This is a genomic window from Kandleria sp., assembly GCF_017934775.1.
In the GTDB taxonomy this organism is placed as follows: domain Bacteria; phylum Bacillota_I; class Bacilli_A; order Erysipelotrichales; family Coprobacillaceae; genus Kandleria; species Kandleria vitulina.
In genome coordinates this window covers 1-12097 of record NZ_JAGBIX010000078.1, presented here as the reverse complement: position 1 = coordinate 12097, position 12097 = coordinate 1, and the positions used below count along the sequence as shown (strand labels likewise).

At 35.9% G+C, this 12097-nt stretch carries 14 protein-coding genes and 1 other annotated feature; of the genes, 13 read left to right on the top strand and 1 reads right to left on the bottom strand.

Annotated features, from left to right (window positions below; translation table 11 throughout):
* The first annotated feature begins 150 nt into the window (after nucleotides 1-150).
* Complete coding sequence (locus J6L95_RS08495) at nucleotides 151-636, top strand: DNA-deoxyinosine glycosylase (protein WP_287458818.1); 486 nt, start codon at nucleotides 151-153, stop codon at nucleotides 634-636.
* Between the two features lie 546 nt (nucleotides 637-1182).
* Nucleotides 1183-1647: a COG2426 family protein gene (locus J6L95_RS08490; protein ID WP_029072608.1), complete on the top strand. Its 465-nt coding sequence runs from the start codon at nucleotides 1183-1185 to the stop codon at nucleotides 1645-1647.
* A gap of 22 nt (nucleotides 1648-1669) precedes the next feature.
* Here the strand turns inward: J6L95_RS08490 and J6L95_RS08485 are convergent, their stop codons facing one another.
* Entirely contained in the window at nucleotides 1670-2041 is a 372-nt protein-coding gene (locus J6L95_RS08485; RefSeq protein WP_201783595.1) for a metal-dependent transcriptional regulator, read from the bottom strand.
* Between the two features lie 144 nt (nucleotides 2042-2185).
* Here J6L95_RS08485 and J6L95_RS08480 point away from each other — a divergent pair, with 144 nt between their 5' ends.
* The 11 genes from J6L95_RS08480 to argB all read left to right on the top strand — a co-directional run bounded on the left by J6L95_RS08480 (nucleotide 2186) and on the right by argB (nucleotide 11935).
* Nucleotides 2186-2398: a FeoA family protein gene (locus J6L95_RS08480; protein WP_029071652.1), complete on the top strand. Its 213-nt coding sequence runs from the start codon at nucleotides 2186-2188 to the stop codon at nucleotides 2396-2398.
* A 13-nt stretch (nucleotides 2399-2411) separates the two neighbouring features.
* The gene (locus J6L95_RS08475; RefSeq protein WP_029071651.1) at nucleotides 2412-2633 is read left to right on the top strand and encodes a FeoA family protein; all 222 of its coding nucleotides are present in this window, start codon (nucleotides 2412-2414) and stop codon (nucleotides 2631-2633) included.
* 56 nt (nucleotides 2634-2689) lie between these two features.
* Complete coding sequence (feoB, locus tag J6L95_RS08470) at nucleotides 2690-4789, top strand: ferrous iron transport protein B (RefSeq protein ID WP_287458817.1); 2100 nt, start codon at nucleotides 2690-2692, stop codon at nucleotides 4787-4789.
* A gap of 1 nt (nucleotide 4790) precedes the next feature.
* The gene (locus J6L95_RS08465; RefSeq protein WP_051550675.1) at nucleotides 4791-5150 is read left to right on the top strand and encodes a heavy-metal-associated domain-containing protein; all 360 of its coding nucleotides are present in this window, start codon (nucleotides 4791-4793) and stop codon (nucleotides 5148-5150) included.
* Nucleotides 5151-5301: 151 nt separating this feature from the next.
* Nucleotides 5302-5481, top strand: a complete 180-nt coding sequence (locus J6L95_RS08460) for a FeoB-associated Cys-rich membrane protein (protein ID WP_029071649.1) — start codon at nucleotides 5302-5304, stop codon at nucleotides 5479-5481.
* A gap of 154 nt (nucleotides 5482-5635) precedes the next feature.
* Nucleotides 5636-5755 (top strand): rubredoxin-like domain-containing protein, encoded by a 120-nt coding sequence (locus J6L95_RS08455; protein ID WP_029071648.1) that lies wholly within the window; start codon nucleotides 5636-5638, stop codon nucleotides 5753-5755.
* Between the two features lie 141 nt (nucleotides 5756-5896).
* Nucleotides 5897-6104 (top strand) — a binding site (T-box leader).
* 108 nt (nucleotides 6105-6212) lie between these two features.
* Nucleotides 6213-7427, top strand: coding sequence for an argininosuccinate synthase (locus J6L95_RS08450; protein ID WP_074624469.1), 1215 nt, complete (start codon nucleotides 6213-6215; stop codon nucleotides 7425-7427).
* A gap of 10 nt (nucleotides 7428-7437) precedes the next feature.
* Nucleotides 7438-8820, top strand: coding sequence for an argininosuccinate lyase (gene argH / locus J6L95_RS08445; RefSeq protein WP_031589435.1), 1383 nt, complete (start codon nucleotides 7438-7440; stop codon nucleotides 8818-8820).
* Nucleotides 8813-9841, top strand: a complete 1029-nt coding sequence (gene argC, locus J6L95_RS08440) for an N-acetyl-gamma-glutamyl-phosphate reductase (RefSeq protein ID WP_029071645.1) — start codon at nucleotides 8813-8815, stop codon at nucleotides 9839-9841. The genes argH and argC overlap by 8 nt, the downstream gene beginning before the upstream one ends.
* A 10-nt stretch (nucleotides 9842-9851) precedes the next feature.
* Nucleotides 9852-11069 carry a bifunctional glutamate N-acetyltransferase/amino-acid acetyltransferase ArgJ gene (argJ, locus tag J6L95_RS08435; protein WP_074686725.1) on the top strand — a complete coding sequence of 406 codons (1218 nt, stop codon included), beginning with the start codon at nucleotides 9852-9854 and terminating at the stop codon, nucleotides 11067-11069.
* A gap of 11 nt (nucleotides 11070-11080) precedes the next feature.
* Nucleotides 11081-11935: an acetylglutamate kinase gene (gene argB / locus J6L95_RS08430; RefSeq protein ID WP_029071643.1), complete on the top strand. Its 855-nt coding sequence runs from the start codon at nucleotides 11081-11083 to the stop codon at nucleotides 11933-11935.
* The last annotated feature ends 162 nt before the right edge of the window (nucleotides 11936-12097 follow it).

Below are 12097 nucleotides of genomic sequence, written 5' to 3'. Positions count from 1 at the left end.
TACCTGATACAGTTACGGCAGAGTAAATCTTTGTCGTAAGGGGCGGTGTCAACCGTCCCATGATGCGACCCCACGGAAGTTACACCGACAAAATGTAGGAGTTATTGCAACGAACTACAGGGGAGTCGCAAGCCACGTACCCTTAGGTGCGTGGTAGTTGACCCACTTGCTCCTATTGTAGATGAACAATGTGAGATACTTATATTAGGAAGTTTTCCTTCTGTAAAATCAAGAGAAGTGCAGTTCTATTATGGTCATCCTAGAAATAGATTCTGGAAAATGATGGCACAGTTGTTGGAATGTGATGAACCAGTAACCAATGAAGAAAAAAGAAAAATGCTGCTAGAACATCATATTGCTTTATGGGATACCATTCACTCCTGTACTATTGTCAACAGTGCTGATGATTCCATCCAGGATGTTGTTCCTAATGATATAGCTGGATTAATTGAAAGTACACAGATTAAACGTATTATCTGTAATGGGAAAGCATCTTATCGTTATTATCATATCTATCAGGAATCATCTACTAAGATCAAAGCTGAAGTTCTACCTTCTACATCACCTGCTAATGCCACTTACTCGATGGAAAGACTTATTGAAAATTGGAAAACGATTATTGAAAACTCCTTTTAAAAGGGGTTTTTATTTTAAATAAATATAGTAATGGCAATCTTAAGGGGAATCGCAAAAGTCTATCTTGAGATTATTAGAGGGACACCAATGCTTGTTTAGATTCTGATTGTATATTTTGGGATTCCTCAAGCCATTCGAACAATGCTGCCAAGTATTGTTAAGCAGTTCTTTATTTCTATTAAAGACACTTCACTTATGTCAATGGTAGGGTTAGAAAATCTTAAAAAGATGGAACATACGATAAGATCTTAAATATAAAAGGACGTGTGAGCGTCCTTTTATATTTCTAGGAGGAAAAAAGTTGTCATTATTGCAACTGGTGCACAATAGCAGGAAGCGGCAACTATTCAAAAAGCTGGCTTGATAAAATGAACGAACTTTCATTAAAAGGAAAAGTCTTTGTTAGATGTTCTGTCTAAGTGTCAATGATGATATAGAAAGAATAAGAGAAAACTTCAAGGAATATTAAAAAATAATAAAAAGCCCTTTTAAAAGGACTTTTTTTCATATATGATAATACTCGTTAGAAAAAAGGAGAATGAATAGATGTTAATTAAATATATTCAGTTATTTCTTATATCCATGGTACCTATCGTTGAATTAAGAGGAGCAATTCCCTATTCACAGTTCTTAGGATTACCATTAGTTCAATCTTATATTATCTGTATTATCGGTAACATGTTGCCAGTGCCATTTATCTACTTATTTGCAAGAAAAATTCTTGAATGGGGAAAAGACAAGAAAGTCATTGGTAAATTCTTTACTTGGTGCCTAGAAAAAGGAGAAAAAGGCGGCAAGAAACTAACAGAAAAAGCAGGAAGAGGAACATTTGTAGCATTATTGTTATTTGTGGGAATCCCACTACCAGGAACTGGTGCATGGACAGGAACACTTGCGGCAAGTATTCTTGATATGGACTTCAAGCAAACAATCGCTGCATGTATGCTAGGTGTACTTTTGGCAGGATGCATCATGATGGCAGCAAGTTTCTTAGGATTCAGTCTCGTATAAAAAAACACGCTTAGGCGTGTTTTTATTTTTTATTAATAAGCGGATCAAAATAATTTTTCAAGGCCTCAAAAGTCTCAGGAGAAATATAGTGTTCCACACGACATGCATCTTCTGTAGCAACATCTTCAGGAATACCAATATATCTAAAAATACGTGATAGCTCATTATGTCTTTCATAGATCATAGAAGCTATTTCCATACCTTTATCAGTTAATGAGATAATATTATGCTCATTCACATTAATATAATCAAGTGATTTGAGACGTTTGATCTGTTGAGAGATAGTAGGCTTAGAAAAATTCAATTCATGCGCAATATCAATAGAACGCACTACACCTTTTCTCTTCTGGATTACTAGAATAGATTCAAGATACATTTCAGTTGATTCACTCATCTTAATTTCACCTCATACGACATTATATCATAAATAAAATCAAATACGAGCGATTTGATTTATAGAAAACGATTGACATTTTATTAAAGTTAAGTTAAACTAACTTTGAAATAGTTAGAAGCATCTAACTGAGGGGAGATGAACATGATGCCAATTAACTTATGTCATGAAAATGAAGTTGTAACAGTACGTAAGATTAAAGGAAAGGATTTGATCAGAAATCATCTTAACGAGCTTGGATTTGTAGAAGGATCCACTGTTAAAGTTGTCAGCAAATCCGGAAACAGTGTGATTCTTCAAGTCAAAGAAAGCCGTGTTGCTTTAGATGCAACAATGGCAAAACGTGTATTGGTTTAAGGGGGAAATATACATGAAAACATTAAAGGACATCTCAATAGGAGATGCATGCAAGGTAGTAAAACTGCATGGAAAAGGAGCTACTAAAAAACGTATCATGGATATGGGGCTCATCAAGGGCGCTGATGTCAAAGTTGTAAAAGTAGCACCATTAGGGGATCCGATTCAATTGAATGTAAGAGGATATGAGCTTTCAATTAGAAAAAGTGAAGCAGAATTAATCGAAGTCGCATAAGCGACAATTATTTTTAATGTTAGGTTAGTGTTAACTAACAAAAAGGGAGCGTATTTATGAAAATAGCATTAGCTGGGAATCCAAACAGCGGGAAAACAACATTATTTAATGATTTAACAGGAAGTTCTCAATATGTAGGGAACTGGCCTGGTGTTACAGTAGAAAAGAAGGAAGGTAAACTTAAGAAACATAAGGATGTCATTATTCAGGATTTACCTGGTATTTACTCTTTATCTCCATATTCTATGGAAGAAGTTGTTTCTAGAAGATATCTTGTCAATGAAAAACCTGATGCCATCATTAATATTATCGATGGTACAAACATTGAACGTAACCTTTACTTAACAACACAGCTACTAGAATTAGGTTTACCAATGGTAGTCGCTGTCAATATGATGGACCTTGTCGAAAAGAATGGTGACCATATTGACATGAATGCATTAGAAAAAATGCTAGGATGTCATGTGATGCCTATTTCTGCATTAAAAGGAAAAGGTTCAAGAGAAGTTGCAGAATTAGCAATTTCTATTGCCAATAAGAAAGTATTGAATAGACCAGAATTATATGAAGGTCCACTTCTTTCTACAATCAAATCTATCGAATCTGAATTATCTAACGTAGATCAGCGTATGAAAAGATGGTTTGCGGTAAAGGTGTTTGAAAGAGATGAAAAGGTTATTAATGAATTAAATCTTTCTTCTTTATTAGCTAAATATGAAAAAAACATCAAGAAGATAGAAGACGATGAAGATGATGACGCTGAATCAATCATCACAACTACAAGATATGAATATATCAGCAACATCGTTAATGATTGTGTTACTAGAAAATCAAGTACACAAGCTAGTCTTTCTGATAAGATCGATAAGATTGTTACAAACAGAATTCTTGCTTTGCCAATCTTTGCGGTTATTATGACTTTAATGTTTAAAGCTACTATCGATATTGGTGGTATCGCTCAAGGCTGGGTTGAAGAAACACTCTTTGGAGAATGGATTATGCCTTTTGTAGAAGGGCTATTAAAATCATTAGGAGTTAATTCATGGATCACTGATCTAGTCGTCAACGGTATCATTAATACTTGTGGATTTGTATTAACATTCTTACCATTGATTCTTATTCTCTTCTTATTTATTTCCATCCTTGAAGATTCAGGATACATGGCACGTGTTGCCTTTATCATGGATAGAATCTTCCGTAAATTTGGTTTATCTGGTAAATCATTTATTCCAATCCTCATTGGAGCAGGATGTGGTGTACCAGCCATCATGGGAACAAGAACTATTGAAAATGAAAAAGATCGTCGTATGACAATCATGTTAGCGACATTTATCCCTTGTTCAGCTAAATTAGAAATCATTACTATTATTACTGCAGCATTCTTTAAAGAAATGTGGTGGTTAGCACCAGCAATGTATTTCTTAGGAATGGCTATCATCATTTTATCTGGTATTGCTTTAAAGAAAACAAGAGCTTTTGCAGGTGAAGTTGCACCATTCGTTATGGAACTTCCTGCTTACCATGTTCCACAAGTTAAGACTGTCCTGTTAAGAGTATGGGATAGAGCTAAAGAATATGTAATTAAAGCTGGTACAATCATCTTTACTTTCGCAGTTATCTTATGGTTCTTAAGAAACCATACTTGGTCATTGCAGTATATTGATGGTGAATCTGCAGAAGTTGCTCATTCTATGTTAAGATCAATTGGTGAATTTATCGCACCATTGTTTAAACCTTTAGGATTTGGTAACTGGCAGGGCGGTGTTGCTGTTCTGGTAGCAGAAGGTGCAAAAGAATTAGCGCCAGCTATTGTCGATACATTAGCTGGAAAAGCAGGAATTGCTTCATTGTTTACGCCAATGGCTGCTTTCTCATTCATGACTCTTAACTTATTCGATCCTCCTTGCACTGCTGCAATGGGTGCAATCATGAGAGAAATGGGTGATAAAAAGTGGGGCGTATTCGCAATCTTATATCAGGTTGTATTAGGATACGCATTATCATTCGTTTTCTATAATATGGGAAGCTGGCTATTCTACGGAGCTTCATTTGGTCTTACACAGATTATTTCCATTGTTATTATCTTCTTCGCAATTTATATGGTTGTAAGACCCGCTCCAAAGGCGAAAGGCGCAGCTGCCGCATTGGAAGTGTAGTATGAATACTATAGACTTTATTATCCTTTTCTTGGTGATCGTCCTATTCGTATTTGGAGTAAGACGATTCATCAAGACAAAGAATAACGGCTGCTGCGGGGAATGTGAGACTATTAAAAAAATAAAATCAAACGATACAAACCCATCTCATTATTCCTATGACTGTTGCTTTAAGGTAGAAGACATGGTCTGTGAGAACTGTGCAACCAAGTTGACTAATGCCTTCAACAGTCAAGAAAACAAGTATGCCATTGCAGATCTTTCTAAGAAGACACTACACATATTTACCAATGAACCACCAAACCCTCAGAAGTACATGGAGTTAGTGAGACAGCTTGGCTATACTTGCACAGAGTTATAACTAACTCTGTGATAGACCACCTCATATCAATAATTTACACACACCGATATATTCTTTAATTAATTAATACACCCTTTAATTGTTAGTACCGTGAGATGGTCTATCATGGAGTCAGTTTTATGTTATTATATTAAAAAAGGAAGTGGCATTGATGTTATTTACAATACTAATAAGCATCGCAATTGGATTGTGGTTGCTTTATGTTATCTATCGTAGATTCTTTGATAAAAAGAATCCTATTGGATCATGTGGTGGACATTGTCATGAATGTCATGATCCTTTATGTCATCTTGATTTTGTAGACGAGTACAGAAAAGCGCGAGACCAATAGGTCTCGCTATTTTTTTGTAATGTGCGAATTTTCTTTTTTTTAAAATGATAAACTTTATAATAATTATAGAAGCATATTTCTTGAAAGATAGAAATAATATGAATATTATATAAGTAGGAATCATTCCTATTAATAAAGAAGGAGGAAACACACTATGAAATGGGTTTGTACAGTATGCGGTTATGTCTATGAAGGTGACGAATTACCAGAAGACTACGAATGTCCAATCTGTGGCGTTGGTCCAGATCAGTTTGAAAAAGTTGAAGAAGAATAATAACCACTAAATGAAAGACTACAGCAGTAGTCTTTTGTTTTATCTTCTATTTTACGATAAAACGACAAAAATCTAATAAAATTATATTTTTAGATAAAAGTGTTTGACATTTTATTTTTATGTGCTAATATAACACCATACACAAAAACGAAGACCGAGAAAAGTAACCTATCGGAAGTCTCAAGCGAGACAGCGCAGAGTGGAAGGCTGTTAGATGGAAATAGGTGAAAACGCACTCGCGAGTGTTCGTCTGAAATCAGTAGGATGAAACGTTAGTTCGCGTTAAGAACAAGAGGGAATATCTATTGATATTAACGAGAGTGGTACCGCGTCTATTGGCGTCTCTGGAGTAATCTGGAGACGTTTTTTGTATATTTAGGGGGATTAAGATGAAAGTACGGCGAATGGAGAAATGCAGAACATAAATAGAAAGTAAAGAAAAAGGAGAGAATATATTATGGAAAAAACATTTAAGAAAGTAGTCCTTGCATATAGTGGAGGATTAGATACATCAATTATTATCGCTTGGCTTAAGGAGACATACGGATGTGAAGTTGTCGCTGTAGCAGCAAACGTTGGACAGAAAGATGAATTAGATGGACTTGAAGCTAAAGCTTTAGCAACAGGTGCATCTCAGTATATTGAATTAGATCTTAAGAAAGAATTCGTAGAAGACTTTATTTTCCCAGCTATCAAAGCTAACGCTGTTTATGAAGGTAAATATTTATTAGGTACATCTTTAGCTAGACCTATCATTGGTAAAAAACTTGTAGAAGTTGCTAAAGAAGTTGGTGCTGACGCTATCTGTCATGGATGTACAGGTAAAGGTAATGACCAGGTAAGATTTGAATTAGCTATCAAGGCATTTGCACCTGATATGCCAATCATTGCACCATGGAGAGTATGGGATATTAAATCAAGAGATGATGAAATTGATTACGCTGAAGCAAGAAATATTCCTCTAAAGATCAATAGAGAAACAAACTATTCTAAAGATAAGAACTTATGGCATTTATCACATGAAGGTCTTGATCTTGAAGATCCAGCAAATGAACCTAAGTATGATGAAATCCTAGAATTAGGTGTATCACCAGAACAGGCACCAGATAAGCCAACTTATATTGAAATCACATTTGAAAAAGGTATTCCAGTTGCCTTAAATGGAGAAAAAATGGATGGTGTCGCTTTAATTGAAGCATTAAATAAAGTTGGTGGCGCTAACGGTATCGGTATTATCGATATGGTAGAAAACAGACTTGTAGGTATGAAATCAAGAGGTGTGTATGAAACACCAGGTGGAACTATTCTTTATAAAGCACATGCTGATCTAGAAGAAATCACTATTGATAAATACACACAGCACTTTAAACAGAAGATTGCATTAGAATTAGCTGATATTCTTTACAATGGATACTGGTATTCTCCATTAACAGAAGCATTAAATGCATTCGTAGATAAAACTCAGGAAAATGTTAATGGTACAGTTAAGTTAAAATTATATAAAGGAAACATCATTGGTGCAGGTATGACTTCTGATTCAACATTATATTCTGAACAGACAGCATCATTTGGTGAAGATGAAGATTACAACCAGGCAGATTCTGCAGGATTCATCAACCTTTACGGATTGCCAATCAAGATGATTGCACAGGCTAAAGCAAAGAAAGCATAGGGGGATTAATATGGCATTATGGGCAGGTAGATTTTCAAAAGAAATCAATGAGGATGTAAATGCATTTAACTCATCACTTTCTTTTGATTGTAGAATGTATAAACAGGATATACGTGGATCATTGGCACATGCAAAGATGCTGATGAAACAGAAGATCATTGATGAACAGGCATATAATGAAATCTATAAAGGACTCAATGATATTCTTCATGAAATAGAAGAAGGAAAGCTTCTATTTGATCCTAACGCAGAAGATATTCATATGTTCATTGAAGCAGAACTTACAAAAAGATATCCTGTTTCAGGAAAGAAACTTCATACAGGTCGTTCAAGAAATGATCAGGTGGCATTAGACTTACGTCTTTATGTTCATGATGAAATTAAAGAACTACAGTCTCTCTTGAAAGATATGGTTCTTACATTGACTAAGATTTCTTCTCAGCATCTAGAAACCATCATGCCAGGATATACCCATCTTCAAAGAGCACAGCCAATTACGTTTGCCCATCACTTGATGGCATATGCATCCATGTTCTTAAGAGATATGGACAGATTAAAAGACATTGATAAAAGAGTCAATGTATCACCATTAGGAAGTGGAGCCCTTGCGACTACCACTTATCCACTAGATCGTCATTTTGTAGCTGAAGAGCTAGGAATGAACGATATTATGTACAACTCATTAGATGGTGTATCAGATCGTGATTACGCCATTGAATGTGCCAATGCATTGGCACTAATAATGATGCATCTCTCACGTTTCTCAGAAGAAATTATTCTCTGGTGCTCTTGGGAATTCAAGTTCATTGAACTAGATGACGCTTTTGCTACTGGTTCGTCGATTATGCCGCAAAAGAAAAATCCAGATATCGCTGAACTTGTAAGAGGAAAGAGTGCCAGAGTCATCGGAGATGTCTCTACTCTATTGACAATGATGAAAGGATTGCCTCTCGCATATAATAAAGATATGCAGGAAGATAAAGAAAACCTCTTCGATGCGATTGATCAGGTAAAATTATGTCTTCCAGTATTCACTGAAATGCTAGATACAATGAATGTCAATAAAGAAAAAATGAGAGAAGCTGCCGCAAGAGGATTTATCAACGCCACTGATTGCGCAGACTATTTAACAAAGAAAGGACTAGCATTCAGAGATGCTTATAAGATCACTGGACAGCTAGTAGCCTATTGTATTGAAAACAATGAAACATTAGAATCACTTTCATTGGATACATATAAGAAGTTCCATAATATGTTTGAAGAAGATGTATATAATGCTGTTGCATTAGAAACATGCTTGAATAGCAGACAAGTCGTCGGGGGGCCTTCTTCAAAGGTAGAAAAGGAAAATATTGAAAGAATTGAAAAGAAGGTGTCAGATTACCATGATTAAAGCAGGTATCATTGGCGCAAGCGGATATGCCGGCAATGAAACATTGAGATTATTGCTGTCTCATCCCAACTGTGAAGTTGTTGCAGTAGGAGGAAGAAGTGCATTGGGACAAAAAGTATCTGATCTCTATCCTTCCTATTATGAACATTGTGATTTAACATTTGTGAGTGATGAAGAAGTTATTGAAAAAGCAGATATCATCTTTGCTGGTTTGCCATCAGGATTATCTGAAAAATATGCCAAGATGTGCGACGAACAGGGAAAGAAGTTCGTCGATCTTGGTGCCGACTTCCGTCTTCACAATGAAGAAGATTATAAAGAATGGTATAAAGGGGAATATAAAGATAAAGACCTTCACCAAAAACAAGTATACGGCCTGCCTGAATTACACAGAGATGCCATTAAACAAGCAAGTATAATCGGCAATCCTGGCTGTTATCCAACAAGCGTATGCCTCGGTCTATATCCACTTCTTTCGCATCATTTGAATGCGTCAGACCATATTATCATTAATTCAGCCTCAGGAACTACCGGAGCAGGAAAGAAGCTTACGGAAGATACACATTTTACAAAAACGAACGAATCATTCCATCCTTATAAGGCTGGCAATCACCGTCACACACCAGAAATTGAACAGGAATTAAGTCTTATGGCTGATAAAAAAGTCACAGTGACTTTTGTACCTCATCTTCTTCCTGTTAATCGAGGAATCGTGTCTACTATTTATGTGAAAGTCGATAAGGATTTAGATGAAATCTATAAAATCTATAAGGAAACTTATCAAAATGAAAGATTTGTCCATGTGCTTCCATTAGGAAAGAACGCAGACTTGAAATTTGTCACATACACCAATGATTGTCATATTTCATTGCATATGGACGAAAGGGACCATACATTGATTATTGCCTCTACAATTGACAATATGATCAAAGGAACAGCTGGTCAGGCTATTCAGAATATGAATCTTATGTATGGATTACCAGAAGAGACTGGCTTACAGATGGTAGGGCCATCTTTCTAGGGGGAATATCATGAAAAATATTGAAGGCGGCATTTGTGCACCTCTCGGCTTTAAAGCCGGAGGTGTCATTGCTAATATAAGAGGAAAAAGCAAAACAAAAAAAGATCTGGCACTTATCGTTTCAGATCAACCATGCGTAAGTGTAGCAACTTACACTCAAAATAAAGTAAAAGGAGCTCCGCTTCTTGTTACAAAGAACCATTTAAAAAATGGTGTAGCACAAGCTATCATCTGTAATAGCGGGAATGCTAATACATGCAATGATAATGGTATTGAAATTGCAGAAGGGACATGTCAGCTTGTAGCTGATGAATTATCTCTTAATGAAGAAGATATCATTGTTGCATCTACTGGAGTCATCGGTGAAAAGATGACACTTGATCCATTTAAGAATCACATGAAAGAATTGGTTTCATCACTTCATGATGAAGGATCAGATGATGCAGCTAATGCTATTATGACAACTGATACAGTCAAGAAAGAATACGCTGTAGAATTTGATATCGATGGACACACTTGTCATATTGGTGCTATTGCTAAGGGATCAGGAATGATTCATCCTAACATGGCAACTATGCTTGCGTTTGTTACATCTGATATCAATATTTCAAAAGATCTTCTTGAACCAATGGTACGTGAGATTGTTGATGAAACATTCAATATGGTATCTGTGGATGGAGATACTTCAACTAACGATATGCTCGTTGTTATGTGCAATGGCATGGCTGGCAATGATAAGATTGTATTAAAAGATAGTGCTTATCATCAAGTAAGAGATGCCTTGTATTCTATCTGTGAATCTTTATCAAGAGGAATTGCTAAAGATGGAGAAGGGGCTACAAAGCTTTTGACTTGCCATGTTAATCATGCAAGAAGCATCAAGGATGCGCGTATTGTAGCTAAGTCAGTTATTACTTCATCATTGTTTAAATCAGCAATGTTTGGTGAAGATGCAAACTGGGGACGTATTTTATGTGCTATTGGCTATAGTGATGCGTCATTTGATATTAATCAGGTAGAGGTTTCATTATCATCAAGTAAGGGAAAAATCCTTGTCTGCAAAGAAGGAGCAGGTGTAGCCTTCTCTGAAGATGAAGCAGCTGTTATTTTACATGAAGATGAAATAGATATTCATATTGATTTACATGATGGAGATCATGATGCCACAGCATGGGGCTGTGATCTTACATATGATTACGTAAAGATCAACGGAGACTATAGAACATAGGGGGAGATTTTATGACGCAGCATGCTGTATTAAAAGCGCAGATTTTATCAGAAGCTGTACCCTATATGCAGGAATATCACGATAAGATCGTTGTTGTGAAATATGGTGGTAATGCAATGGTTAATGAAGTGCTTATTGATAATGTCATCAATGATGTCTGTCTAATGAACCTTGTTGGCATTCATGTCATCCTTGTACATGGAGGAGGACCTGAAATCAATAATGCATTAAAAAGAGCGCATAAAGAGTCAAAGTTTATTAACGGTTTAAGATATACCGATGAAGAAACAATAGAAATTGTACAGGAAGTATTGGCTGGTAAAGTCAATAAGAACCTTGTTAAAAGAATTCATACGCACGGCAATAAGGCCGTAGGCCTTTCAGGTATAGATAATATGCTATTGAAGGCTAAATGTGCTGATAAAGAACTTGGGTATGTAGGAGAAATTGAAGAAGTTAATGCAGAAGTATTGATGGATCTTCTAGAAAAAGATTATATCCCCGTAGTTGCAAGTGTCGGAATGGATGAAGAAGGTCATTCTTACAATATTAACGCAGATACTGCTGCCGCAGCGATTGCAGCAGCATTAAATGCAGAGAACCTTCTTGTAGTCAGTGATATTCCTGGCTTATTAGAAGATAAAGATGATGAACAGTCATTGATTTCATCAGTGACAATTGATGATGTCAACACGCTAAAAGAAAAGGGTGTAATTGCTGGAGGAATGATTCCAAAAGTGGACTGTATTACCAATGCTCTTAATAATGGAGTAAGAAAAGCAGTTATTATTGATGGACGTATTCCACATTCTATCTTGATTGAAATCTTCTCTAATGAAGGTTCGGGTACATTATTTAAAGAGTAAAGCAGGCTAAGGCCTGCTTTATTTTTGTAAAACAATAAAACCCACAGCTATGCTGTGAGGTTGTTTTAAGACTTCAGTGAAGTGGTAAAGGTATTGTAAATGATAAAATCCCCTCTGTATAATGATTGTGCGGTCTGCCAACTGCGCAATTGAATACAGGAG

Excerpts from the sequence above, each read along its gene's own strand:
- J6L95_RS08490 (WP_029072608.1), top strand. The coding sequence starts at position 1,183 with ATGTTAATTAAATATATTCAGTTATTTCTTATATCCATGGTACCTATC.
- J6L95_RS08485 (WP_201783595.1), bottom strand. The coding sequence starts at position 2,041 with ATGAGTGAATCAACTGAAATGTATCTTGAATCTATTCTAGTAATCCAG.
- J6L95_RS08480 (WP_029071652.1), top strand. The coding sequence starts at position 2,186 with ATGATGCCAATTAACTTATGTCATGAAAATGAAGTTGTAACAGTACGT.
- J6L95_RS08475 (WP_029071651.1), top strand. The coding sequence starts at position 2,412 with ATGAAAACATTAAAGGACATCTCAATAGGAGATGCATGCAAGGTAGTA.
- feoB (WP_287458817.1), top strand. The coding sequence starts at position 2,690 with ATGAAAATAGCATTAGCTGGGAATCCAAACAGCGGGAAAACAACATTA.
- J6L95_RS08465 (WP_051550675.1), top strand. The coding sequence starts at position 4,791 with ATGAATACTATAGACTTTATTATCCTTTTCTTGGTGATCGTCCTATTC.
- J6L95_RS08460 (WP_029071649.1), top strand. The coding sequence starts at position 5,302 with ATGTTATTTACAATACTAATAAGCATCGCAATTGGATTGTGGTTGCTT.
- J6L95_RS08455 (WP_029071648.1), top strand. The coding sequence starts at position 5,636 with ATGAAATGGGTTTGTACAGTATGCGGTTATGTCTATGAAGGTGACGAA.
- J6L95_RS08450 (WP_074624469.1), top strand. The coding sequence starts at position 6,213 with ATGGAAAAAACATTTAAGAAAGTAGTCCTTGCATATAGTGGAGGATTA.
- argH (WP_031589435.1), top strand. The coding sequence starts at position 7,438 with ATGGCATTATGGGCAGGTAGATTTTCAAAAGAAATCAATGAGGATGTA.
- argC (WP_029071645.1), top strand. The coding sequence starts at position 8,813 with ATGATTAAAGCAGGTATCATTGGCGCAAGCGGATATGCCGGCAATGAA.
- argJ (WP_074686725.1), top strand. The coding sequence starts at position 9,852 with ATGAAAAATATTGAAGGCGGCATTTGTGCACCTCTCGGCTTTAAAGCC.
- argB (WP_029071643.1), top strand. The coding sequence starts at position 11,081 with ATGACGCAGCATGCTGTATTAAAAGCGCAGATTTTATCAGAAGCTGTA.